This is a genomic window from Streptomyces sp. CHD11, from assembly GCF_018638295.1.
GTDB lineage: Bacteria > Actinomycetota > Actinomycetes > Streptomycetales > Streptomycetaceae > Streptomyces.
Map to the genome: position 1 here is coordinate 64,443 of NZ_JABTTS010000028.1, position 24,545 is coordinate 88,987.

The 24,545-nt window shown below is 71.9% G+C and carries 17 protein-coding genes and 1 riboswitch; of the genes, 5 read left to right on the top strand and 12 right to left on the bottom strand.

From position 1 onward, the window contains the following. Positions 1-21: 21 nt before the first annotated feature. The 3 genes from HTV45_RS25225 to HTV45_RS25235 all read right to left on the bottom strand — a co-directional run bounded on the left by HTV45_RS25225 (position 22) and on the right by HTV45_RS25235 (position 3,939). On the bottom strand, positions 22-795 hold the full coding sequence (locus HTV45_RS25225; protein WP_215208164.1) for a M23 family metallopeptidase: 774 nt from the start codon (positions 793-795) through the stop codon (positions 22-24). A 12-nt stretch (positions 796-807) separates the two neighbouring features. Beyond that, positions 808-972: riboswitch (cyclic di-AMP (ydaO/yuaA leader) on the bottom strand. A gap of 202 nt (positions 973-1,174) precedes the next feature. Further along, positions 1,175-2,563: a pitrilysin family protein gene (locus HTV45_RS25230; protein ID WP_215208165.1), complete on the bottom strand. Its 1,389-nt coding sequence runs from the start codon at positions 2,561-2,563 to the stop codon at positions 1,175-1,177. Further along, entirely contained in the window at positions 2,560-3,939 is a 1,380-nt protein-coding gene (locus HTV45_RS25235; RefSeq protein WP_215208166.1) for a pitrilysin family protein, read from the bottom strand. Before HTV45_RS25235 ends, HTV45_RS25230 begins: the two co-directional genes overlap by 4 nt. 389 nt (positions 3,940-4,328) lie before the next feature. On the opposite strand from HTV45_RS25235, the gene HTV45_RS25240 reads away from it, so the two are divergent. After that, a complete protein-coding gene (locus HTV45_RS25240; protein ID WP_215208167.1) occupies positions 4,329-6,779 on the top strand; it encodes a DNA topoisomerase (ATP-hydrolyzing) subunit A in 2,451 nt (816 codons plus the stop codon). On the opposite strand, the gene HTV45_RS25245 is transcribed toward HTV45_RS25240, so the two are convergent. Further along, a complete protein-coding gene (locus HTV45_RS25245) occupies positions 6,776-7,825 on the bottom strand; it encodes a GTP-binding protein (protein WP_215208168.1) in 1,050 nt (349 codons plus the stop codon). The genes HTV45_RS25240 and HTV45_RS25245 overlap by 4 nt on opposite strands. 839 nt (positions 7,826-8,664) lie before the next feature. Between HTV45_RS25245 and HTV45_RS25250 the strand changes: the two genes are divergently transcribed. From HTV45_RS25250 to HTV45_RS25260, 3 genes are all read left to right on the top strand, one after another. Continuing rightward, positions 8,665-9,606: a sucrase ferredoxin gene (locus HTV45_RS25250; RefSeq protein WP_215208169.1), complete on the top strand. Its 942-nt coding sequence runs from the start codon at positions 8,665-8,667 to the stop codon at positions 9,604-9,606. Between the two features lie 408 nt (positions 9,607-10,014). Continuing rightward, positions 10,015-11,691 (top strand): sensor histidine kinase, encoded by a 1,677-nt coding sequence (locus HTV45_RS25255; protein WP_215208170.1) that lies wholly within the window; start codon positions 10,015-10,017, stop codon positions 11,689-11,691. Further along, on the top strand, positions 11,688-12,368 hold the full coding sequence (locus tag HTV45_RS25260; RefSeq protein WP_215208171.1) for a response regulator: 681 nt from the start codon (positions 11,688-11,690) through the stop codon (positions 12,366-12,368). Before HTV45_RS25255 ends, HTV45_RS25260 begins: the two co-directional genes overlap by 4 nt. A 179-nt stretch (positions 12,369-12,547) precedes the next feature. Here the strand turns inward: HTV45_RS25260 and HTV45_RS25265 are convergent, their stop codons facing one another. From HTV45_RS25265 to HTV45_RS25275, 3 genes are all read right to left on the bottom strand, one after another. Beyond that, the gene (locus HTV45_RS25265; protein ID WP_215208172.1) at positions 12,548-14,140 is read right to left on the bottom strand and encodes a cation acetate symporter; all 1,593 of its coding nucleotides are present in this window, start codon (positions 14,138-14,140) and stop codon (positions 12,548-12,550) included. Further along, on the bottom strand, positions 14,137-14,592 hold the full coding sequence (locus tag HTV45_RS25270) for a DUF485 domain-containing protein (RefSeq protein ID WP_215208173.1): 456 nt from the start codon (positions 14,590-14,592) through the stop codon (positions 14,137-14,139). Before HTV45_RS25270 ends, HTV45_RS25265 begins: the two co-directional genes overlap by 4 nt. Before the next feature lie 124 nt (positions 14,593-14,716). Continuing rightward, positions 14,717-16,840, bottom strand: a complete 2,124-nt coding sequence (locus HTV45_RS25275; protein WP_215208174.1) for a type IIA DNA topoisomerase subunit B — start codon at positions 16,838-16,840, stop codon at positions 14,717-14,719. 441 nt (positions 16,841-17,281) lie between these two features. On the opposite strand from HTV45_RS25275, the gene HTV45_RS25280 reads away from it, so the two are divergent. Next, positions 17,282-17,509: a hypothetical protein gene (locus HTV45_RS25280; protein ID WP_215208175.1), complete on the top strand. Its 228-nt coding sequence runs from the start codon at positions 17,282-17,284 to the stop codon at positions 17,507-17,509. A 153-nt stretch (positions 17,510-17,662) separates the two neighbouring features. On the opposite strand, the gene HTV45_RS25285 is transcribed toward HTV45_RS25280, so the two are convergent. From HTV45_RS25285 to HTV45_RS25305, 5 genes are all read right to left on the bottom strand, one after another. After that, positions 17,663-18,490 (bottom strand): trypsin-like serine protease, encoded by an 828-nt coding sequence (locus tag HTV45_RS25285; protein WP_215208176.1) that lies wholly within the window; start codon positions 18,488-18,490, stop codon positions 17,663-17,665. A 153-nt stretch (positions 18,491-18,643) separates the two neighbouring features. Continuing rightward, a complete protein-coding gene (locus HTV45_RS25290; RefSeq protein WP_215208177.1) occupies positions 18,644-20,170 on the bottom strand; it encodes an RNA polymerase sigma factor in 1,527 nt (508 codons plus the stop codon). Positions 20,171-20,599: 429 nt separating this feature from the next. Beyond that, positions 20,600-21,487: a FadR/GntR family transcriptional regulator gene (locus HTV45_RS25295; RefSeq protein ID WP_215208178.1), complete on the bottom strand. Its 888-nt coding sequence runs from the start codon at positions 21,485-21,487 to the stop codon at positions 20,600-20,602. A gap of 163 nt (positions 21,488-21,650) precedes the next feature. Then, a complete protein-coding gene (locus tag HTV45_RS25300; RefSeq protein WP_215208179.1) occupies positions 21,651-23,558 on the bottom strand; it encodes an ATP-binding cassette domain-containing protein in 1,908 nt (635 codons plus the stop codon). Between the two features lie 107 nt (positions 23,559-23,665). Next, positions 23,666-24,424 carry an NUDIX domain-containing protein gene (locus HTV45_RS25305; protein WP_215208180.1) on the bottom strand — a complete coding sequence of 253 codons (759 nt, stop codon included), beginning with the start codon at positions 24,422-24,424 and terminating at the stop codon, positions 23,666-23,668. Between the last annotated feature and the right edge of the window lie 121 nt (positions 24,425-24,545).

Below are 24,545 nucleotides of genomic sequence, written 5' to 3' on the forward strand. Positions count from 1 at the left end.
GGACGCCGGGGTGCGGACCGCTCAGAGGTTCACGCCGTGCCCGCGGAGGTAGGCGACGGGATCGAGGTCGGAACCGTAGTCGGCGCCCGTACGGGCCTCGAAGTGCAGGTGCGCGCCCGTGACGTTGCCGGTCGCGCCGGAGAGGCCGATCTGCTGACCCGCGGCGACCTGCTGACCCACCGAGACGGCGATCGACGACAGATGCCCGTACTGGGTGTGGGTGCCGTCGTTCATCCTGATGACGACCTGGTTGCCGTACGCGCCGCCCCAGCCGGCCTCGACGACGGTGCCGATGCCGACCGACTGGACGGGGGTGCCGCTCGCGGCGTGGAAGTCGACACCGGTGTGGCTCCCGGAGGACCACACGGCGCCGCCGCTCTTGTAGCCGGTCGACACGTACGAGCCGGGGATCGGGGAGACGAAGGTGTTGAGACGGATCCGCTCGGCCTCACGCGCGGCGCGCTCCTTCTCCTCTCGGGCCTCCTCGGCCTCCTCGGCGGCCCGCTCGCGGGCCTCCTCCTCGGCGGCCTTGCGTGCGGCGGCCTCGGCCGCCTCGCGTGCGGCCTCGTGCTGGGCGGCCGCCTGGGCGTCGACGCGGTCGGCGACCGCGTCGCCGAGGGTGACGACGGGGGTGAGGCCGGTCTGTGCGGCGGCGGGCTCGGCGGCGAACGCGGGAGCCGCCAGGGAGCCGACAACGCCGGTGCCGGTGAGCGCCGCGACGCCCGCCGCACGGACGGTGCCGCGCTGCATCCTGCTGGGACGACGGTGCTTGCCCGGGGCGCGGGTGAACGCCATGTACAGGCTGTTCCTTTCCTTCCCTCTCGCCTACCGGGTTAGCTGACGGGTTCGGAGCAGGAAGGTCTCCTACGGACCCCCTCGCGACACGCGCGGGCGTCCGATTCACCCCAGGGACTCATGTGGGTCCCCGGCTCCCCTGGCTCGCGCCGTACGGGGACTCGGCGATGGCTGCCCGGTGCCGCGGGTGCGGCGCACTGCCCGACGAACAGCCCGGACGACGCTAAGCGGGGCGTCCCTCGATCCTCAAACAGATCCGGGTTTTTGTAGCGCATGCCACAGGGCAGACAGGCAGCCTCCGCCCCAATTCGGGCATAAGAGAGCCCTGGTGACGTCCGGGTCACCAGGGCTCTCTCGCGGGATTGCTCGCGGCGGCCCGCTACTCGGCGCTCACCACGGTGACTTCACCGATTCCGAGGGCCTCCACCGGCTCCTTGATCTGCGCCGCGTCCCCGACGAGGACGGTCACCAGGCGGTCCACCGGGAAGGCGTTCACCACCGCCGCGGTGGCCTCCACGGTGCCGGTAGCGGCCAACTGCCGGTACAGGTCGGCCTGGTAGTGGTCCGGGAGGTGCTGCTCGACCTGGTCGGCCAGGGTGCTCGCGACGGCCGCGGCGGTCTCGAACTTCAGCGGCGCCACACCCACGAGATTCTGCACCGCGATGTCGCGTTCGGTGTCGGTGAGCCCTTCGGCGGCGAGCGTGCGCAGCACCTTCCACAGGTCCTCGAGGGCCGGGCCGGTGTTCGGGGTGTCGACGGAGCCGCTGATGGCCAGCATGGCCGCGCCCGTGCCGTCCGGGGTGGACCTGAGGACCTGTCCGAAGGACCGTACGCCGTAGGTGTAGCCCTTCTCCTCGCGCAGGACGCGGTCCAGCCGGGAGGTGAGGGTGCCGCCGAGGCAGTAGGTGCCGAGCACCTGCGCGGGCCACACGCGGTCGTGCCGGTCCGGGCCGATACGGCCGAGCAGCAGCTGCGTCTGTACGGCGCCGGGGCGGTCCACGATGACGACCCGGCCGGTGTCGTCGGCCACCACCGGCGGGACAGGCCGCGGCTGGGCCGGGGAGCCGGTCCAGGCGCCGAGCGTGTCGCCGAGCAGCTCGTCCAGGTCGACGCCGGTGAGGTCGCCGACGATCACGACGGTCGCCGTGGCGGGGCGGACGTGCTTCTCGTGGAAGGCGCGTACGGCCGCGGAGTCGATGCCGGTGACCGTCTCCTCGCTGCCCTGGCGCGGGCGCGACATGCGCGCACTGGCCGGGAACAGTTCCCTGGCGAGCTCCTTCGCCGCGCGCCGGGAGGGGTTCGCCAGCTCGTGCGGGATCTCGTCGAGGCGGTTGCGGACGAGCCGCTCGACCTCGCTGTCGGCGAACGCCGGCGCCCTCAGCGCGTCGGCGAGCAGACCGAGCCCCTTGGGGAGCCGGGAAGCCGGGACCTCCAGGCTGAGGCGGACTCCGGGATGGTCGGCATGCGCGTCCAGGGTGGCGCCGCAGCGCTCCAGTTCGGCCGCGAACTCCTCGGCGGAGTGCTTGTCGGTGCCCTCGGAGAAGGCCCGCGCCATGATCGTGGCGACACCGTCGAGGCCGGCCGGCTCCGCCTCCAGGGGTGCGGCCAGCAGCACCTCGACGGCGACGACCTGCTGACCGGGGCGGTGACAGCGCAGGACGGTCAGGCCGTTGCCGAGGGTGCCGCGCTCGGGGGCCGGGAATGCCCAGGGCCTGGCCTCGCCGGCCTGCGGCTGCGGGTGGAAGTCCATCGTGGCGAGCTCGGTCACTTCGCCGCCTCCTCGTTCTCGTCGGTGCCGGCGGCCGCGGCGGCCTCCTCGGTGTCGTCGGTGTCGTCGGGCGCGGCGACGGGCTCGTAGACGAGCACCGCGCGGTTGTCGGGGCGCAGCCGGCTCCTGGCGGCCTCCCGCACCTCGTCCGCCGTCACCTCCAGCACGCGCTGGACGGCGCTCAGGGCGAGCTGCGGGTCGCCGAACAGGACGGCGTACCGGCACAGCTCGTCGGCGCGGCCCGCGACCGTGCCCAGCCGGTCGAGCCACTCGCGCTCCAACTGGGCCTGGGCGCGCTCCATCTCCTCGGCGGTGGGCCCCTGGTCGGCGAACCGGGCGAGCTCCTCGTCGATGGCGGACTCGATGACCGGCACCTCGACGTCGCCGGACGTCTTCACGTCCAGCCAGCCCAGGGACGGCGCCCCGGCCAGCCGGAGCAGCCCGAAACCGGCGGCCACGGCCGTGCGGTCACGCCGTACGAGACGGTTGTAGAGCCGCGAGGACTCGCCGCCGCCGAGGATCGTGAGCGCCACGTCGACCGCGTCGCACGCGCGCGTGCCGTCCTCCGGCAGCCGGTAGGCGGCCATCAGCGCACGCGCGGGGACCTCCTCCTCGACGATCTCGCGCACCTGCTCGCCGATGACGTCGGGCAGCGAGCCGTCGCGCGGGGTGGGCTTGCCGTCGTGGGCGGGGATGGAGCCGAAGTACTTCTCGATCCAGGCGAGCGTCTGCTCGGGGTCGATGTCGCCGACGACGGAGAGCACGGCGTTGTTCGGCGCGTAGTACGTACGGAAGAACTGGCGCGCGTCCTCCAGGGTGGCCGCGTCCAGGTCCGCCATCGAGCCGATGGGCGTGTGGTGGTAGGGGTGGCCCTCCGGGTACGAGAGAGCGGTCAGCTTTTCGAAGGCGGTGCCGTAGGGGACGTTGTCGTAGCGCTGGCGGCGCTCGTTCTTGACGACGTCCCGCTGGTTCTCCATGGACTCGTCGTCCAGAGCGGTCAGCAGGGAGCCCATGCGGTCGGCCTCCAGCCAGAGGGCGAGCTCCAGCTGGTGGGCGGGCATGGTCTCGAAGTAGTTGGTGCGCTCGAAGCTCGTGGTGCCGTTGAGGGAGCCGCCGGCGCCCTGGACCAGCTCGAAGTGACCGTTGCCCTTCACCTGGGCGGAGCCCTGGAACATCAGGTGCTCGAAAAGGTGAGCCAGACCGGTACGTCCCTTGACTTCGTGGCGCGAACCCACGTCGTACCAGAGGCACACCGCGGCGACCGGGGTCAGGTGGTCCTCGGAGAGCACCACGCGCAGGCCGTTGGACAGGCGGTGCTCGGTCGCTGTCAGCCCGCCGGAGCCTGCCTGGGCTGTGGCCGTGTGACCCATGGGCATGTACGTCCCTTCGATCGCGGAGGCGGTCGTCGAAACCGCCGTTCGTGCCGGTCCTGCCACTGTATGCAAGCGCGCGGACGGCCGGAGAAGTTCCCGCCGCGGGCGGCTACGCCGAGAGCGAGAACCCGGCGACGGGCCACGCGCCGTCACGCCCCGCGCACGTCGGGCGGTCGTACCCGCCCGGAGAGGTGCCCTCGGGACAGCGGCCCCGCGCGTGTCCCGTCACCCCGCGCGGATGCGCACCGCACCCGCCGCGTACCCTGCTCGCGCCGCCGCTCCCCGACGAACCGACCACCCGGAAACGGGTCATGGTCCCGCCTGTCAGTGCGGCAGTCCACAATGGTCCGCGTCAGATCCCGTCCCAACGCTTCAGCAAGGAGCCGGCAGCGATGGCCCGCCGCAGCACGAAGACCCCGCCGCCCGACGACTCGTACGAGGAGAAGATCCTCGACATCGACGTCGTCGACGAGATGCAGGGCTCCTTCCTCGAGTACGCGTACTCGGTCATCTACTCCCGCGCCCTGCCCGACGCGCGCGACGGCCTGAAGCCGGTGCACCGCCGCATCGTCTACCAGATGAACGAGATGGGGCTGCGGCCGGAGCGCGGCTATGTGAAGTGCGCCCGCGTCGTCGGCGAGGTCATGGGCAAGCTGCATCCCCACGGCGACGCGTCGATCTACGACGCCCTGGTGCGCATGGCGCAGTCGTTCTCGATGCGCGTCCCCCTGGTCGACGGCCACGGCAACTTCGGCTCGCTGGGCAACGACGACCCGCCCGCCGCGATGCGGTACACCGAGTGCCGGATGGCCGAGGCCACCAGTCTGATGACCGAGTCCATCGACGAGGACACGGTCGATTTCGGTCCCAACTACGACGGCCAGGAGCGGGAGCCGGTGGCGCTGCCCGCCGCGTTCCCGAACCTGCTGGTCAACGGCGCGTCGGGCATCGCCGTCGGTATGGCCACCAACATGCCGCCGCACAATCTGCGCGAGGTCGTGGCGGCCGCGCGGCACCTGATCAGGCATCCGAGCGCGGATCTCGACGCCCTGATGAAGCACATCCCCGGACCCGACCTGCCCACCGGCGGCCGGATCGTCGGCCTGTCCGGTGTCCGCGACGCCTACGCGACGGGCCGTGGCACGTTCAAGATCCGCGCGACGGTCACGGTGGAGGACGTGACGCCCCGCCGCAAGGGCCTGGTCGTCACCGAGCTGCCCTTCACGGTCGGGCCCGAGAAGGTGATCGCCAAGATCAAGGACCTGGTCGGTTCGAAGAAGCTCCAGGGCATCGCCGACGTCAAGGACCTCACCGACCGCGCCCACGGGCTGCGCCTGGTCATCGAGATCAAGAACGGCTTCGTGCCGGAGGCGGTGCTGGAGCAGCTGTACAAGCTGACGCCGATGGAGGAGTCCTTCGGTATCAACAACGTGGCCCTGGTGGACGGCCAGCCGCTCACCCTCGGCCTCAAGGAACTCCTGGAGGTCTACCTCGACCACCGCTTCACCGTCGTACGCCGGCGTTCGGAGTTCCGCCGCAGCAAGCGGCGCGACCGCCTTCACCTGGTCGAGGGCCTGCTCACGGCCCTGGTGGACATCGACGAGGTCATCCGTCTCATCCGCTCCAGCGAGAACTCCGCGCAGGCCAAGCAGCGTCTGATGGAGCGCTTCTCGCTCAGCGACGTCCAGACCCAGTACATCCTGGACACTCCGCTGCGCCGTCTCACCAAGTTCGACCGGATCGAGCTGGAGGCCGAGAAGGACCGGCTGAACACGGAGATCGAGGAACTGACCCGGATCCTCGACTCGGACGCGGAGCTGCGCAAGCTGGTCTCCGCCGAACTGGCCGCGGTGGCCAAGAAGTTCGGCAACGACCGCCGTACGCACCTGCTGGAGTCCGGCGGTGCCCCGGCCGTCGCCGTGCCGCTGCAGGTGGCGGACGACCCGTGCCGCGTCCTGCTGTCCGCCACCGGGCTGCTCGCCCGTACCGCGAACGACGCGCCGCTGGCCGACAGCGCCAAGCGGGTCAAGCACGACGTGATCATCTCGGCCGTACCGGCGACGGCCCGCGGTGAGATCGGTGTCGTCGTGTCGTCCGGCCGTCTGCTCCGGCTGAACGTCGTGGACCTGCCACAGCTCCCGGAGACGATGCCGACACCGAACCTCGCGGGCGGGGCGCCCCTTGCCGAGTTCGTGTCGCTGGAGGACGACGAGCAGGTGATCTGTCTGACCACGCTCGACGAGTCGTCGCCCGGCCTGGCGCTGGGTACCGAGCAGGGCGTCGTCAAGCGGGTGGTGCCCGACTATCCCTCCAGCAAGGAGGAGCTGGAGGTCATCACCCTCAAGGAGGGTGACCGGATCGTCGGGGCGGTGGAACTGCGCACCGGCGAGGAGGATCTGGTCTTCATCAGCGACGACGCCCAGCTGCTGCGCTTCCCGGCGGCGCAGGTCCGTCCGCAGGGCCGCCCCGCGGGCGGCATGGCGGGCATCAAACTCACCGAGGGCGCGAAGGTCATCTGCTTCACTGCGGTCGATCCCGCGGTGGACGCGGCGGTGTTCACCGTCGCGGGCTCGCGCGGCACGCTGGACGACTCCGTCCAGACGACGGCCAAGCTGACCCCGTTCGACCAGTACCCGCGCAAGGGGCGGGCCACCGGCGGTGTGCGGTGCCAGCGGTTCCTCAAGGGCGAGGACTGCCTGTCCCTGGCCTGGGCGGGCCCGGCCCCGGCCCGCGCCGCCCAGAGGAACGGCGCCGCGGTGGACCTCCCGGAGCCCGACCCGCGCCGGGACGGCTCCGGTGTGTCCCTGGCGAAGACGGTGTCGGTGGTGGCCGGCCCGGTCTAGACCGCCGCCGGGTCCTCCGCGGCCCCCTGCACATAGCGCAGGACGCCCCACATGCCGCGTTCGTCGGCGTGTGGGGCGCCGTCGTCCACGCAGCGCTCCAGCTCCTCGCCGAGGGTGGCGGCGTCGATGTCCGCGCCGATGAGGACGAGCTGGGTTCGCCGCTCCGCGCCGGGCGTCCAGGGTTCGGGGTAGAACCGCAGGAACCGCCCCACGGCATGCACGGCGTACCGGTTGCCGGTGTCGTACGGCCCGAAGTCGATGTACCCCTTGATCCGGTACAGCCCCTCGGGCCGGCTGTCCAGGAACCGGATCAGCCGCCGTGGGTCCAGCGGACGCCGGGTGGCGAAGGAGAGGCTGTCGTACGCGGTGTGCAGATGCCCGGTGTGCTCGTCGCCGTCGCGGTGCAGATCGTCGAAGGACAGCTGCCCGACGCGCTCCCCGGCCGGCCGGCAGTCGAAGAAGAGCTCGGGATCGACGCGTCCGTGGGTGGCCGGCACCACGGCCGCGCGGCCGGCCAGTGACCGCACGAGCCCCACCACCCTCTCTGCGTCCGCGGCCCGGTCCACCTTGTTGACGACCACCAGGTCGGCGAGAGCGAGGTGCCGGTCGATCTCGGGGTGCCTGGCCCGGGTGGCGTCGAACTCGGCGGCATCCACCACTTCGACGAGTCCGCCGTAGACGATCCCCGGATGCTCACTGGCGAGCACCATCCGCACGAGCTCCTGCGGTTCGGCGAGTCCGCTGGCCTCGATGACGATCACGTCGGTCCCGGTGGAGGGCCTGGCCAGCCGTTCGAGGTAGACGTCCAGCTCACTGCCGTCGACGGCACAGCACAGACACCCGTTGCCGAGCGACACCGTCGAGTCCCCTAGCGCCCCCGCGACGGCCATGGCGTCGATCTCGATGGCCCCGAAGTCGTTCACGAGTGCTCCGATACGGCTGCCACCGCTGCGGTGAAGGAGGTGATTGAGCAGCGTGGTCTTCCCCGAGCCGAGGAATCCGGCCAGCACCACGACCGGGATCTGCCGCCCGCCCCTGAGCACCACTTCGCGACCCCTCTCCCACCCTCGGCGCACCCCGGCCCGCGTCTGCGCGCACGCCCGGGAATCGACTGACGCACCAGGATACGAGCAAGGCGCGGGCGCCTCCGCCCGCCGCGGGCGTCACCGTGGCACGCACCGCAGGGCCCCCTGGTGATGCCACGCTCGCCATAGGCGCCCCTACTGCCACACGCCGTCCGGTTCACTCCGCGGGAGCGGTTCGGCGCCCTCCGTGTCGGCCGCGGGGCCGCATCCCGGTGCCCGGGCGGCGCTCCATGTGGACGGTGGAGGCCCACAGAGCCAGGGACGGGAACGCGGGGACATGCCGCTGCGTGGGCCGGCACCGTGGCCTGCGGCACCCCGCGCGCCAGACACCGGTGGTGGTCGGCCATCAGCGCGGGACCGATCGTCTGGTCGGGCAGCCGGGCGCCGGTCAGCGCCGCGTGACGTGACAGGCGAGGTGTGCCACGTCCGCCTCCTCCGGCCGGGCGAGGAAGCGGGCGGTCCCGCCGTCCGGGTGGGCGGCGCCGGGCCGTTCGGAGCCCGCAGCGCGGATCTCCGTACAGCGCGGTGCGCCCTCCGACCGCACGGCACCGGCCCTGGCGACGACGTGCCCCGCGGCCCGGGGCTTGGCAGGACGCCACGCGGTGGGCCTCGGCGGTTACGGCTCGGGGCCGGCGGAGCGGCCGTTCGGCAGGACGCGGCTCGAAGCGCCGGTGCAGGGCCTGGGCGAGGTTGATCCGCAGCACCCTGGCGGTGTGGTGACCGTGCGACGCCACAGCGGGTACACGACACGGGTCAGGCCGGCAGGCACCCCGCCCACAAGTCAGGTTAGGCTCACCTCTGTGAGTAGCACATGCTCAACCGTCTCCCGGGAACTCGAGGAGCCGGTCTCGGGAACCGCGGCCACCGCGCGGACCTGGCTGCTGCTGGAGCAGACCGGCCCCTGGGGGGCCAAGGCGCTCACGTCGAGCCATCTCGATCCCTCGCTGGGCCGCGCCCTGGAGGCCGCCGCGCGGGGCACCGGGGTGCGGATCGCGCTCATACGCCGCGCCGGCCGGCACGCGGACAGCGGAGTATCCGCCCTGCGCCAGATGTACGTGGCCCACACCGTTCCGGGAAAGGTATGGCTGCACACCGCCACGGTCACCGACCCCGGACGTCTGCTCGATCTCGACTTTGCCGCGCTGGGCCGCGGCGAACCCGAGACCCTGCGGACGGAGCTGGGCGGCGGGCCCCACACGGGCGACCCGCTCGCCCTGGTCTGCACCAACGGCAAGCGGGACCGCTGCTGCGCCCTCCTCGGCCGGCCCCTCGCGGCGGAGCTGGCCGCCTCCGGCGTCGAGGGCGTCTGGGAGGTCACCCACCTGGGCGGCCACCGGTTCTCGCCCACGGTGCTGGTACTTCCGCACGGCTACGCGTACGGCAGGGCCGAGGCGCACGCCGTCAAGGAGGTGCTGCACGGTGTGCAGGAGGGCCGGATCGTCGTGGAGGGGTGCCGGGGAGCCTCCGCGTGGGAGCGGCCCGGCCAGGCGGCCGAGCTGGCCGTCCGGCGTGCGGTGGGCGAGTACGCCGCCGAGGCCCTGCGCGTCGTGGCGACGGACGGCACGACGCCCCTCTGGGCGGTGACCGTCGCCCACACGGACGGGCGCCGGTGGCTGGTGGAGGTGGCCCAGGGCGCGTCGCTCCCGCCCCGTCCGGAGAGCTGCGGGTCCGTACTCGGCTCGCCCGTGCGGATGGACGTCACGGGCATCCGCGAGCTGGCCGCGGCCTCGCCGGCGGGCTGACCGCGACGGCCGCGGCACCGTGACCTCACGGCACCGACGGAGCGCCCGGAGCCCACCCCGCGCACTCACCCCGCGGCCCGGACCACACGACCCGACGACTCACGGGCCACCCGCCCCCAGGCACGCGCCCTCGGCGCGACCCTCCCGAGCCGACCTCCCGGCAGACCGGCACCCGGCACCCGGCACCCGGCACCCATCCACGCGCCCACGCAGCCGAGCGACCAAAGCCCACCCTGCGCACTCGCCCCCCGACCACAAGACCCACCGGCTCACAAGCCCCGCCCAACCCCCGGGTTCAACGGCCCACACGCGAGGCCCAGGCGGGCATCCCGGCGTGCCCCCGGGGGGCCGGGAAATCCCCGCAACACCCTCGTGGCACCCCGCGGCCGTCCGCGTACCGTCGTGGGTATGAGCCCCCCTCCCCCCGCACGCCGCCTGCGCCTCGGCCTGCCGCGGCGAGTGTTCTCGCAGGTCCTGTCGATGCAGCTGGCGATCGCGGCGGGAGTCGCGGTACTCGCCACCGGACTGTTCCTCGCCCCGCTCGGCGAGCAGCTGGACGACCAGGCGATGCGCCGCGCGCTCGCGATCGCGCAGACCACCGCCCAGCAGCGGCAGATCGCGGAGGACGTCCGGAGCACGGAGCCGTCGCCGGAGGGGCCGGTGCAGCGGGAGGCGGAACGGATCCGGAAGGCCACCGGTGCCGAGTACGTCGTGGTGCTGGACGAGCGGGGCGTGCGCTGGTCGCACACCGATCCAGGGCGGATCGGTGGCCTCGTCTCCACCGACCCGGGTGAGGCACTGGCCGGACATGACGTCATGGAGATCGACCAGGGCACCCTGGGACGTTCCGCGCGGGGCAAGGTCCCGCTGCGGGACGCCGACGGGGAGATCGTCGGGGCTGTCTCGGTCGGCATCGGCTACGACAGTGTGCGGGCCCGGCTGATCCACGCCGTCCCCGGGCTGTTCGCCTACGCGGGCGGCGCCCTGGCCGTGGGCGCGCTGGCGGCCTGGCTCATCTCCCGGCGGGTGCAGCGGCAGACCCGCGATCTGGCCTTCTCCGACATCGCGTCGCTGCTCGCGGAACGCGAGGCCATGCTGCACGGCATCCGGGAGGGTGTGGTCGCCCTGGACCACGGCGGTCGCGTCCGTCTGCTGAACGACGAGGCGCAGCGCCTGCTGGGCGTCGGCGAGGAGGCCGTCGGCCGCTCTCCCGACGAGGCACTCGGCACGGGACGCACCGCCGACGTACTGGCCGGCCGGGTGACCGGCACCGATCTGCTCACCGTCCGGGGCCGGCGGGTCCTGGTCGCCAACCGTATGCCGACCGACGACGGCGGCGCCGTGGCCACCCTGCGCGACCGCACGGAGCTGGACCGGCTCGGCCGGGAGCTGGACTCCACGCGGGGGCTGATCGACGCGCTGCGGGCCCAGGACCACGAGCACGCCAACCGCATGCACACCCTGCTGGGGCTGCTGGAGCTGGAGATGTACGACGACGCGGCGGAGTTCGCCGGCGAGGTCGTCGGTGAACACCGGGCCACCTCGGAACAGGTCACCGAGAAGATCCGGGACCCTCTGCTCGCGGCGCTCCTGGTGGGCAAGGCGACGGTCGCGGCCGAGCGTGGGGTCGCCCTGGGGGTGTCCGACGGGACCCGGCTGCCGGACCGGCTGATCGACTCCCGGGGGATCGTCACCATGGTCGGCAACCTGGTGGACAACGCCCTCGACGCCGTCGCCGGGGCGTCCCGCGCGCGTGTGGAGGTCGAACTGCGCGCGGAGGGACGTACCGCGGTGCTCGTGGTGCGCGACACGGGTCCCGGAGTCCCGCCGGAGCACCGCGAGTCGGTCTTCACCGAGGGCTGGTCCACCAAGGAACCGCCGGCCCACCGGGAGCGCGGCATCGGACTGCCCCTGGTCCGCAGGCTCGCCGAGCGGCAGGGCGGCGGTGTGAGCGTGGGCGAGGCGCCGGGCGGCGGAGCGGAGTTCACCGTCGTCCTGCCCGAGGCCCTGACCGACGAACCGGGCCAGGAGCCCGCTCTCACCGGGGCCTGCGCCCCGCCGACCGCCGAGGAGGAGTCGCGATGATCGAGGTCCTGGTGGTGGACGACGACATCCGTGTCGCACGGGTCAACGCCGCCTACGTCGGGAAGGTGCCCGGCTTCCACGTCGCCGGGGAGGCGCACAGCGCGGCCGAGGCGTTCGCCGCCCTGGAGGCGCCGCCCCGGCCGGATCTCGTGCTCATGGACCACTGTCTGCCCGACGGGACGGGGCTCGAGATCGTCCGGGAGATGCGCCGGCGCGGCCACCAGACCGACGTGATCATGGTGACGGCGGCCCGTGACGTGGCGACCGTACAGGCGGCGATGCGTCAGGGCGCCCTGCAGTACCTGGTCAAACCGTTCGCCTTCGCGGGACTGCGCGCCAAACTGGAGGCGTACGCGGCCCTGCGGCTCACCCTCGACGGCGGCGGTGAGGCCGAGCAGGCGGAAGTGGACCGCATCTTCGGGGCGTTGTCGGCGTCGGCCGAGCCGCAGCTGCCCAAGGGGCACTCCCCCACCACCGCGGAGCTGGTCCGGCAGTCCCTGATGAACGCCGACGGCCCGCTGTCGGCCCAGGAGATCGCCGAACGCACCGGGGTGAGCCGCCAGACCGCCCAGCGCTACCTGAAACTCCTGGAGCGCACCGGACGGGCCACGCTGACCCTCAGGTACGGGGACGCGGGCCGCCCGGAGCACCGCTATACGTGGGCGACCCGCGTCTGAGTCACGGCCCCGTGGGGGCGGGGGAAGGAACCGTGCCGTCCTTGCCTACGGATGGCGGGGCCTTCCGTCTCAGGCCCTGCGGAGCTGCCCGGACGGAGGGAAGCTCCGACCCGCCCCGACGCGGGGGAAGTCGCGTCTTTGCTCCGATGGCGGAGCTTTCGCTGCTGCCCCTGTGGCGGCTACACCGCTCCGGCACCGGTCAGTGACCGCACCTCGGTCTCCGCGTGCCGGGACTCGTCCGGGACCTCGGCCGAGGTGACCGTGCCGAGCCAGCCCGCGAGGAAGCCCAGTGGGATGGAGACCAGCCCCGGGTTCTGCAGCGGGAAGAGCTGGAAGTCGGCGCCGGGGACGAGGGAGTCGGGGCTTCCGGACACCACGGGGGACAGCAGTACCAGCACCACGGCCGGGACCAGGCCCCCGTAGACGGACCACACGGCACCGCGTGTGGTGAAACCGCGCCAGAACAGGGAGTAGAGCAGCACCGGCAGGTTGGCCGAGGCGGCCACGGCGAAGGCGAGGCCCACGAGGAACGCGACGTTGAGATCGCGGGCCAGCAGGCCGAGGGCGATCGCGAGCAGTCCGACGCCCACCGCGGCGACGCGGGCCACGGCCACCTCGCTGTACGGCTTTCCGCCCCGGCGCCGCAGGGACGCGTACAGGTCGTGCGCGACGGACGCGGAGGAGGCGAGGGTGATTCCGGCGACCACGGCGAGGATCGTGGCGAAGGCGATGGCCGCGACGATCGCGAACAGGACCGTGCCGCCCGTGGAGCCGGCCCCGCCTCCCAGGTCGAGCGCGAGCAGGGGCACCGCGGTGTTGCCGGACGCGTTGGAGGCGCGTACGGCGTCCGGTCCGATGAGGGCGGCGGCGCCGAACCCGAGCACGATCGTCATCAGGTAGAAGCCGCCGATGAGCCCGATCGACCAGACGACCGAACGCCGTGCCGCCCGCGCGGTGGGCACCGTGTAGAAGCGGGACAGGATGTGCGGCAGCCCCGCCGTACCGAGCACCAGGGCGAGTCCCAGGCTGATGAAGTCGAGCCGCGCGGTCCAGTCCCCGCCGTAGGCGAGCCCGGGGGCCAGGAACGCGTCCCCGTGACCACTGCGTTCGGCCGCCGTGCGCAGCAGCCGGTTGATGTCGCCGTGGAAGCGCAGCAGGACCAGGACGGTCAGGGCGACGGTGCCGCTCAGGAGCAGGACCGCCTTGACGATCTGGATCCAGGTGGTGGCCCGCATCCCTCCCAGCGACACATAGATCACCATGAGGACACCGACTCCGACCACCGTCCAGGCCTGCGCGGCCTCGCCGGTGCCGCCGAGCAGCAGCGCGACCAGGCTCCCCGCGCCCACCATCTGCGCCACCAGGTAGAGGACGGACACGGTGACCGAGGAGGTTCCCGCCGCGATCCGCACCGGCCGCTCCCGCATGCGCGCCGCGACCACGTCGGCGAGGGTGAAGCGGCCGCAGTTGCGGACCAGTTCCGCGACCAGGAGGAGGACGACCAGCCAGGCCACCAGGAAGCCCACCGAATAGAGCATCCCGTCGTAGCCGACGAGGCAGATGAGCCCGGAGATGCCGAGGAAGGAGGCGGCCGACATGTAGTCGCCCGCGATGGCAAAACCATTCTCCATCGGGGAGAAGAGCCGGCCGCCCGCGTAGAACTCCTCGGCCGAACCCTGCCGGTGGCGGCTCACCCAGGTCGTGATGCCCAGGGTGACCGCGACGAACACACTGAACAGCACCAGCGCCGACGTCTGATGATCGGCCGTCATGACACACCGTCCCGGGCGCGCGTCAGTTCCTGGGTGTCCCAGCGCAGTTCCAGCGCCGCGCGGTCCCTGCGCAGCCGTGCGTGGCGCACATAGGCCCAGGTGAGCAGGAAGGTGGTGAGGAACTGGCCGAGTCCCGCCAGCATCCCGAGGTTCACGGCGCCCGCGACGGGCCGCGCCATCAGCCCCGGCAGGGTCGTGGCGGTCACGACGTAGGCCACGTACCAGGTGAGGAAGGCCGCGACCGCCGGGACCACGAACCGCCGGTGCCTGCTGCGTACTTCCTGGAAGGCCGCGCTGCGCTGTACGTCGAGGTAGACGTCGGCGGCCGCCACGGTCTCGTGTTCGCGTCGTCCCGGCGGCACCCTCGCGCCGGTCGACTCGCCCCAGCCCGAGGCCAGTGCGTCGTACCAGGGATCGTCGTACCCGACGTCCCCCGAATTGCTTGGTCGCATGCCCAAGGATGGACAGAACGGGAAGATCCCTGACTCTTCTTCCCGTTCCGGTTCACCCCATCAGGTGACTGGACCGTGCACGCGCCCGGTGCGGCCGCCAGGCGCTCCGCCCCGGTGCGCCCCGCTAGGCGTCGATGCGGGACCGGTCCAGGGTCGCCGCCGAGCTCGAGATGAACTCCTTGCGCGGAGCGACGTCGTTGCCCATGAGGAGGTCGAAGACCTGCTCGGCGGACTCCAGATCGGTGAGGTTGATCCGGCGCAGGGTGCGGTGGCGCGGGTCCATGGTGGTCTCGGCCAGCTGGTCGGCGTCCATCTCACCGAGACCCTTGTAGCGCTGGATCGAGTCCTTGTAGCGGATGTTCTTGCTCTGCAGCTCCATGAGCGTGTCCCGCAACTCCCGGTCCGAGTACGTGTAGATGTACTTGTCCTGGCCCTTCTTGGGCTGGATCAGCTCGATGCGGTGCAGCGGCGGGACCGCCGCGAACACCCGGCCGGCCTCCACCATGGGCCGCATGTAGCGGTGGAACAGCGTCAGGAGCAGCGTGCGGATGTGGGAGCCGTCGACGTCGGCGTCGGTCATCATGATGATCTTGCCGTAGCGGGCCGTGTCGATGTCGAAGGTCCGGCCCGAGCCGGCTCCTATCACCTGGATGATCGCGCCGCACTCGGCGTTCTTCAGCATGTCCGTCACGGACGACTTCTGGACGTTGAGGATCTTTCCGCGGATCGGCAGAAGGGCCTGGAACTCGGAGTTGCGGGCCAGCTTCGCCGTACCGAGCGCGGAGTCCCCCTCGACGATGAACAACTCGCTGCGGTCGACGTCGTCGCTGCGGCAGTCGGCGAGCTTGGCGGGCAGCGAGGAGGACTCCAGGGCCGTCTTGCGGCGCTGCGCGTCCTTGTGCTGGCGGGCCGCGATGCGGGTCCGGGCCGCGGCGACGGCCTTCTCCATGACGACGCGGGCCTGCTGGGCCGCGTCACGCTTGGTGGAGGTCAGGAACGCCTTGAGCTCCCTGGAGATCACGGTGTTCACGATGCGGCGGGCCGCCGAGGTGCCGAGGACCTCCTTGGTCTGGCCCTCGAACTGCGGCTCGGCCAGGCGGACCGTGACCACCGCGGTGAGGCCCTCCAGGGCGTCGTCCTTGACGATGTCGTCCTCGGCCACGCGCAGCATCTTCTTCGTGCGCAGCACCTCGTTCATCGTCTTGGCGACGGCCTGCTCGAAACCGGCGACGTGGGTGCCGCCCTTGGGGGTGGCGATGATGTTGACGAACGACCTGAGCGTGGTGTCGTAGCCCGTCCCCCAGCGCATCGCGACATCGACGCCGAGTTCCCGGGTGACCTCGGTGGGCGTCATCTGGCCGTGCTCGTCGAGGACGGGGACGGTCTCCTTGAAGGTGCCCTGTCCGGTGAGCCGGAGGGTGTCGCAGACGGGCTTGTCGGCGGCGAGGAACTCGCAGAACTCGCTGATGCCGCCGTCGAAGCGGAAGGACTCCTCGCCCTTGCTGCCGCCCTCGCCGAGCCCGTACTCGTCCCGGACCACGATGGTCAGGCCGGGCACCAGGAAAGCGGTCTGGCGGGCGCGCTGGTGCAGCGTCTCCAGGGCGAGCTTGGCGTCCTTGAGGAAGATCTGGCGGTCGGCCCAGTAGCGCACCCGCGTGCCGCTGCGGGTCTTGGGGATCCTCTTGGTCTTGCGCAGCCCGCTCCCGGCCTCGAACTTCGCGTCCGGACCCATGCCGGCGAAGACGCCGGGGACGCCGCGCCGGAAGCTGATCGCGTGGGTGTGCCCCCCGCGGTCCACCTCCACGTCGAGCCGGGCGGAGAGCGCGTTGACGACGGACGCTCCGACGCCGTGCAGACCGCCGGAGGCGGCGTACGAGCCGCCTCCGAACTTGCCGCCGGCGTGCAGCTTGGTCAGCACCACCTCGACCCCGGAGAGGCCGGTCTTGGGCTCGACGTCGACCGGGATGCCCCGGCCGTTGTCCCGGACCTCCACCGAACCGTCGTCGTGGAGGATCACGTCGATGTGGTCGCAGTGGCTTCCGAGGGCCTCGTCGACGGAGTTGTCGATGATCTCCCAGAGGCAGTGCAACAGACCACGGCTGTCGGTGGATCCGATGTACATCCCGGGGCGCTTCCGCACGGCCTCGAGCCCCTCGAGGACGAGCAGGTGCCGCGCGGTGTAGTTGGAACCGTCCCGGTCTGCTCCTGCCAGCAGCGCTGTGGACGGCACGGACGTCTCGGCGGTCACGCGGTTCGCTCCTCGCTGAATTTCAGATGGGGCCCTCACGGGTAAGGGCGCGGCTTGAGTCACCGGTGAGAGGGTACCGAGGCCTGGTAGAGCCGTTGTCACGCCACCCTCGTCTCCGCCCTACCCTAGTCGAGCGTCGCATGCCTGTTCGATCCCTCGATGGAGTGAAGCACACATCACGTTCCCTTCCAGGCATGAACCATTTAGGCTCCGGGCACGTCCTCATGAACAACCGGCAACCCGGCCGGGAGGACCGACCACCGATACGAACGCGAATCCGTACGACACATCAGACACGCACTACGGCACATTCGCCGCCAACCGGCAACAGCCACCCACCTCGAAAGATTTTTTCGAGGAGAAGCCACGAGCGGGAACGTTTTGGGGCTGGTTGGATGTTGACCCTGGTACGACAGCTCGTCGAGCTAGAGAAGAGGCGACGTGACTACTGTTCTGACCCCCGCGAGCCCCCTGACGGCCGCCGATCGCTGCGACCGCTGCGGCGCCCAGGCATACCTGCGCGTCGTCCTGCTGAGCGGCGGAGAACTGCTCTTCTGCGCCCACCATGGCCGCAAGTTCGAGCCGGAACTCAAGAAGATCGCCGCCGAGATACAGGACGAGACGGAGCGGCTGACCGCTCCGGCGACACCTTCCGACGAAGACCGCTGACACCTCGCGTCCGACGACGAGCAGACTGGCACAGGCCGGCGAACGGGCGGCCGCCTCCGCCTCGGAGGCGACCGCCCGTTCGCGTGCGCCCGCACCGGCAGGCGCCCTGTGCCGCTCAGCGGCCCCCAGGCGCCCTCCCGGCCCCGCCCTGGCCTACTGCCACCCGAGCGTCCGCAGAACGTCGGAGATGCGCGTGTAGACACCGGGGCTGCCCGCCCAGCCGCAGCCGGCGCCCCACGACACCAGACCTATCAGGCGCCCCTGCGCCACCAGCGGTCCGCCGCTGTCCCCCTGGCAGGCGTCGGGCCCGCCGGCCGTCTCTCCCGCGCACAGCATCGTCCGGGCGCGGTAGGTTCCCTCGGCACCCCCCGGATACGCGCGCTCGCACTGCGCGTCCGTCTGTACCCGTACCCGCGCCGCGTGCAGACGGCCGGCGTAACTGCCGGATCCCGTGGTGTCCCCCCATCCGTAGACCGTGGCCGCCGTACCCGCGCGGTAGGCGGGATCTCCGGCCCCGGCCATGCCTATGACCGAGCCCGGCGGCAGCGGCTCGGCCAGACCGAGCACGGCGAAGTCCCCGGAGTTGGTGGCCCCGTCATAGCCCGGGTTCACCCAGATGTCGCGTACGGCGATCTCCTGGCCACGGTCCGAGAGCAGTTCGGTGCGCCCCGCGATGACCCGGAGGTCCCGCACCCGCTCCGGCGGCGCCCCCAGCACCTCCTTGTCCATGCAGTGGGCCGCGGTGAGCACGGTGGTCCGGCCGACCGCCACGCCCCCGCAGAACTGCCCCGCCCGCGTACCTCCGAACCGGTCACGGCTGGACAGCGCCACGGTCCACGGACTCTCCGAAACCTCGACGGGAAACCCGCCGACGACGATGCTGTCGGCAGCCGCCGGACCGGCCGAGACCAGCGGTATCACGCCTCCCGCCGCTGCGAGGGCCAGCGGCCGGGCCAGGGCCCGGGCAAGACGACGTCGCATGCGCGCTCCTCACAATGGGGTGCTCCTGAAGCACCCACAGTGATCGACCTCTCCCGAGCCCGCACCCCCACGGCAGCGGAAAGGCCCGGCTCCCGAGGACGGGAGCCGGGCCTCCACGGACGCGGCGCACGACGACGCGTCGTGGCGGTGCGCCTAGTCGAGGTAGTCGCGCAGCACCTGGGAGCGTGACGGGTGGCGCAGCTTCGACATGGTCTTGGACTCGATCTGGCGGATGCGCTCGCGCGTGACGCCGTACACCTTGCCGATCTCGTCGAGGGTCTTCGGCTGACCGTCGGTGAGACCGAAACGCATGGAGACGACGCCCGCCTCACGCTCGGACAGGGTGTCGAGCACCGAGTGCAGCTGCTCCTGCAGCAGCGTGAAGCTGACCGCGTCGGCCGGGACGACCGCCTCGGAGTCCTCGATGAGGTCGCCGAACTCGCTGTCGCCGTCCTCGCCCAGCGGGGTGTGCAGGGAGATGGGCTCGCGGCCGTACTTCTGGACCTCGATGACCTTCTCCGGGGTCATGTCGAGTTCCTTGGCCAGCTCCTCCGGGGTGGGCTCGCGGCCCAGGTCCTGGAGCATCTGGCGCTGCACACGCGCGAGCTTGTTGATGACCTCGACCATGTGCACCGGGATACGGATGGTGCGGGCCTGGTCGGCCATCGCGCGGGTGATCGCCTGGCGGATCCACCAGGTGGCATACGTGGAGAACTTGTAGCCCTTGGTGTAGTCGAACTTCTCCACCGCGCGGATCAGACCGAGGTTGCCCTCCTGGATCAGGTCCAGGAAGAGCATGCCGCGGCCGGTGTAGCGCTTGGCCAGGGAGACCACCAGACGGAGGTTGGCCTCCAGCAGGTGGTTCTTGGCGCGGCGCCCGTCCTCGGCGATGATCTCCAGCTCGCGCTTGAGCTTCGGCGCCAGTTTGTCGGAGTTCGCCAGCTTGTCCTCGGCGAACAGGCCCGCCTCGATGCGCTTGGCGAGCTCGACCTCCTGCTCGGCGTTGAGCAGGGGGACCTTGCCGATCTGCTTGAGGTAGTCCTTGACCGGGTCGGCGGTGGCACCAGCGGCGGCGACCTGCTGGGCGGGCGCGTCGTCCTCGTCCTCGTCGGAGAGCACGAAACCGGCGTTCTCGGTGCCCTCGGGCTCCTCCGCCTTGGTTTCCTCGGTCGTCTCCTCGTCGGCCTGCTCGGCGTCGTCCTTCTTCGCCGCGGTCTTCTTGGCAGTCGCCTTCTTGGCCGTGGCCTTCTTGGCGGTCGCCTTCTTGGCCGTGGTCTTCTTGGCAGCCGCCTTCTTGGCGGGTGCCTCCTCGTCGACGGCCGCGTCGTCGCCGGGCGCCGCCGGTGCGGCCGCGGCGGTGGCCTTCCGGGCGGTCGCCGTCTTGGCCGCGACCGTCTTGGTGGCGGTGCGCTTGGCGGGACTCTTCGCTGCGACGCTCTTTCGGGTGCGCTTGGGCTCTGCGGCACTGACCATCAGCGTCACACCCTCTTCCTCGAGGATCTGGTTGAGGCTGCGCAGTACGTTCTTCCACTGAGTGGCCGGAATCTGGTCAGCTTCGAAGGCCCGACGCACGTCATCGCCGGCGATCTGCCCCTCAGCCTTTCCCCGCTCGATGAGCGCCATGACAGAGACGGATTCGGCGATCTCCGGCGGGAGCGTACGGGATGTGCTGGCCGACACGAACAACCTCTCGGAACGTTGGAAAACGGCTTCCGGCCCCGTCCACGGGGGAACAGGAGCCGACCGCCGGCTTGGGGATTGGGCCGACGGCGCGGACAGAGGCCGGGAAGATGCACAGCGCCATGACTGGCGTCCGTATTCCCTCCGCGGCTGTCACCTCTTAGGTCATCGCGTTCCCTCCGGGAGCGTTACGCCCAATCCGCGTGGCCCGAGTCACACCTCGTAAATGATCAGAAGTGCGCATGTGGGAACAGAACGTTCATAGAGGGGCGAGCGGGGCGTCTCCCCGAGCTCCTCCGCCGCCCTTCTCGCCGTCGGACCCCGCGGGATCGCCGATGATCCCACAGGGTCCGACGGGGACGGCTCAGGAGCGGGGCGCTGCCACAGGAGGGGGGTGGCAGACCGCACCGGGCCGTCCAGGGAACCCGGTCAGTGCTCGCGCGGCGCGGGCACCACGCGTTCCACCTCGGGATGGACGGTGAGGAGCTGCCGCATCGCGGCCTCGGCGGCCGCGCCGTCGCCGCCCGCGAGGGCGTCGAGGATCCGGCCGTGGTGCGCCAGCGAGGCCTCGGTCGGCCGCTCACATCCGGCGACGGGACCGCCGGAGACCTGCAGCGCGGCGGACACGATCCCGGAGAGGTGCTCCAGCATCCGGTTGCCCGCGACCTGGATGAGCAGCGAGTGGAACTCGGAGTCGGCGCGGGCGAAGGTCAGCGCGTCGCCCTGCCCCATCGCGTGCCCCATGATCTCCACCATGTCGGACAGTCGCTGCTGGACGTCCTCCCGCCCGTGACCGGCTGCCAGCCGGGCGGCGAGCGGCTCGATCGTCCAACGCAGCTCGCTGAGCTCACGACGCTGGTTGTCACGCTGCGGTCCAAAGGCCCGCCACTCGATGATGTCCGGATCGAGGAGGTTCCAGTCGCTGACGGGCCGCACGCGCGTGCCGACGTTGGGCCGGGCGCTGACCAGACCCTTGGCCTCCAGGACACGGAGCGACTCGCGGACGACGGTGCGGGAGACCTCGAAGCGCTGGCCGATCTCCTCCGGCACCAGCGGGCGGTCGGCGCCGAGGTCCCCGGAGACGATCATCTGTCCCAACTGCTGGACGAGTTGGCCGTGCAGCCCGCGTCCCCGGCTGCCTGCGGCGCGCCGGCTCACACGGCCGAGCTCCGGGTCCGCGCCGTCCCAGGCGGGGGCCCCGACGCGGTCGGCGGGGGGCGCCTCGCCGAAGGGGTAGCGGTCGAGTTCGCCCGGGCTCGCGAGGCCGGAGTCTGCGGAGCGGGCGGCGGTCATCATGGTGTGCGCAAGGGTACTCACGCATCCTTTGTCGGCGCCGCTCCCAACTCCCTTGAGGTCTTTGGTGAAAAGCACACGAAAGGGTGATCGCTCACCCCGTCGCAATTGACGCCTTATCGTAAAGAAGTGAGCTTTTCGCGATGAGTTGTGGGCACAGGCGGGCTGATACGTTCGCGTTCGGTCGTCATCGGACCCTGTTCCGCAGACCGGTCAGCAGGTACGCGCAGAGCAGCACCGCCAGCGACAACGTCAGTGCTCCGCCCACGGGTTGGGCGATCAGGCGCAGGACCGCGTCCAGGTGGCGTTCCCCGCCGAAGGGCCAGCCGAGCGGCAGCCCCTCGCGCAACCGCTCCGAGAGGAGGGCCGGGGTGCGCACCGACGGCGCGTCCAGCGCCTTGTGCACCAGGGGTACGACGAGGAGGGGCACGGCGACGACCGCGGCGACCCCGGCGGTGGTGGACCGGAAGACGCCCGCCGCCAGTACACCGGCACAGGCACACCCCGTCACGAGGCCGAGCCACCCCGCACTCAGCGGGAGCCAGTCGGCGGGAACCCCGACGACCTCCCGTCCGTAGACGAGGTAGAGCACCTCGGCATCGCATCCGATGGTCAGGACGGCCAGCACCAGTGCGGTGACCGAGGCGACGAGGAGTTTCGCGGTCAGCAGCCCCAGCCGCCGGGGGACGGTGCCGCGGTCCGCCGCCAGCGCCGGGTGCCGGTACTCGTCACCGAAGGCCAGCGCGCCGAGCAGCCCCGCCCCGAGGGCCGCGGGCGGCAGCGGCAACTCCCGCGGCCAGGCAGCCAGCAGACGCGGCTGCGGGGTGTGCCCGACGCGGGCCAGCAGGACGGCGGTGAGCGCGGACACGAGGAGCACACCGGCCCCGACGAGGAACCCCGTGCGGACCCCGGTGGCGCGGCGGATCTCGTAGCGCACGGGTCGCAGGGGCCGGGGCGCGGGGCGTACGGAGACGGGCGGCGGCAGGCCGTCCCCTCCGCCGGAGGAGTGGTCGGCGTGGCGCATGCCGCGGCCTGGCCGCCCCGGGCCGCGCCGGGCGGCCGGCAGGGCGTCCTCGGTACCGGTTTCCCCGTACGGGTCCCGGTCACCGGGCACGGGAGAGAGGGAGGCCTCCCCGGCCGGGGCGGCGGCCGGTGGCGGCTGGTCACCGTCCGCCGCCGGTTCCGCCTCGTCCGCGGCCCCTCCGGCCGCCCCGGCACCGGGGCCCATGTCGCCCACCTCATCCGCCAGTCGATGGACGACGATGCCGTTGCGGAACGCCGTCTCACCGACGTCCGCGCAGGTACTGCCGTAGACGCAGAGGCGGTTGCCGCCCTCCTGTACGACCTCGACGGACCGCTGCGCGGAGCGCGCCTCCTGGGCGAGCAGTGCCGCGAGCCGCGCGGCGTGCGGGCTGCGCACGGCCACTCGGGGGCGCAGTCTGGTGCGGCGGAAGTCCCCGGCCTCCTGGTCGGCGACGAGCCTTCCCCCTTCCAGGGTGACCACGTGGTCCGCGATCCGCGCGGCCTCCTTCGGGTCGGCCGTGGTGCACAGCACCGTGCCGCCCTGGTCCGCGTGCGCCCGGAGCACGCCGTGCAGCCAGTGTGCCTCCCGGGCGGAGAGTCCTTGTCCGGGGTCGTCCAGCACGAGTGTGTGCGGGTCCGGGAGCAGCGCGCAGGCCAGCCCCAGGCGGCGGTCCATGCCGCGCGACAGGGTGCCGAGGCGTTCGTCGCGCAGGCTCACGAGCCCCACCGCTTCGAGGACTTCGTCGGCACGGCGCCCCGGGACCCCCGAGGCGGCGCAGAGCATGCGGAGATGCCCTCGGACGGTGCGCGCGGGGTGTCCCGGTACCTCGCCCAGCAGTACGCCGACCTCCCGGGCGGGACAGGGGATGCGGTGCAGCGGGCGCCCTCTGAAGTAGGTGATGCCACGCCCGCGTTGGAGTTCGAGCATGAGCCCGAGCGCCGCCGTCTTACCGGCTCCCGGTGCTCCGAGCAAAGCGGTGACGCGTCCCGCCCGCGCCTCGAAGGAGACGTCGTCGACGGCGGGCGGGAGCTCTTTGCGGGGGCTGCTGGTCAGTCCGATGGCCTGGATCACCCAATGCAAGATAGCGCGCCAATTCGGGTTTTCCGGGCATAGCGGGGCGTGCTGCGGACCGGACGTGCGCGGCGCCGGGCCTGACGGTGGGCCGAGCGGTCCCCGCGTCAGACCTCGGGACGCAGCATGGGGGGGTTGAGCAGAGTGGCTCCGCCGGCGCGGAAGAGCTGGGCGGGGCGGCCGCCCTGGCGGGTGGTCGTGCCTCCGGTCGGGACCAGGAAGCCGGGCGTGCCCGTCACTTTGCGGTGGAAGTTGCGCGGGTCGAGCGCCACGCCCCAGACCGCCTCGTAGACCCGGCGCAGCTCACCGACGGTGAATTCGGGCGGACAGAAGGCCGTCGCCAGCGAGGAGTACTCGATCTTGGAACGGGCGCGCTCCACCCCGTCCGACAGGATCTGGGCGTGGTCGAAGGCGAGCGGCGCCACCGGCTCGGGGTCCCTGCCGCGACCGCCCCGCTGCAGCAGTTCCCCGACCGGCGCCCAGCGGGCGTTGCTGGCGTCGCCGCCGGCCCGGGGTGCGGGCAGGTCGGGGGCCAGGGCGAGATGCGCGACGCTGACCACACGCATCCGGGGGTCACGCTCGGGATCGCCGTAGGTGGCGAGCTGTTCCAGGTGCGCGCCGTTGTCCTGGGCGGGAGCGGCCGGGTCGTGCACCCGCAGCCCGGTCTCCTCCGCCAGTTCCCGGGCCGCCGCCTGCGCCAGGTCCTCGTCGGCCCGTACGAAACCGCCGGGGAGTGCCCAGCGCCCCTGGAACGGCGGCTCGCCCCTGCGTACCGCCAGCGCGCACAGCTCATGGCGGCGCACGGTCAGTACGACCAGGTCCACGGTGACAGCGAAGGGCGGAAAGGCTGACGGGTCGTAGGGCATGCGGCGATCATAGTCGTCTGCCTGACGATAAACACTCCCTTCGCCGGTCGTATCGACGGCTGGTCCACTTCGGTCCCGCCCTGCCGTCCGCCCGGCCGGGGGGGGGGGGGGGGCCCCCCCC

Bases quoted from the DNA above. Each gene is read 5' to 3' on its own strand.
- HTV45_RS25225 (WP_215208164.1), bottom strand. From the start codon at position 795: ATGGCGTTCACCCGCGCCCCGGGCAAGCACCGTCGTCCCAGCAGGATG.
- HTV45_RS25235 (WP_215208166.1), bottom strand. From the start codon at position 3,939: ATGCCCATGGGTCACACGGCCACAGCCCAGGCAGGCTCCGGCGGGCTG.
- HTV45_RS25240 (WP_215208167.1), top strand. From the start codon at position 4,329: ATGGCCCGCCGCAGCACGAAGACCCCGCCGCCCGACGACTCGTACGAG.
- HTV45_RS25255 (WP_215208170.1), top strand. From the start codon at position 10,015: ATGAGCCCCCCTCCCCCCGCACGCCGCCTGCGCCTCGGCCTGCCGCGG.
- HTV45_RS25260 (WP_215208171.1), top strand. From the start codon at position 11,688: ATGATCGAGGTCCTGGTGGTGGACGACGACATCCGTGTCGCACGGGTC.
- HTV45_RS25265 (WP_215208172.1), bottom strand. From the start codon at position 14,140: ATGACGGCCGATCATCAGACGTCGGCGCTGGTGCTGTTCAGTGTGTTC.
- HTV45_RS25270 (WP_215208173.1), bottom strand. From the start codon at position 14,592: ATGCGACCAAGCAATTCGGGGGACGTCGGGTACGACGATCCCTGGTAC.
- HTV45_RS25285 (WP_215208176.1), bottom strand. From the start codon at position 18,490: ATGCGACGTCGTCTTGCCCGGGCCCTGGCCCGGCCGCTGGCCCTCGCA.
- HTV45_RS25305 (WP_215208180.1), bottom strand. From the start codon at position 24,424: ATGCCCTACGACCCGTCAGCCTTTCCGCCCTTCGCTGTCACCGTGGAC.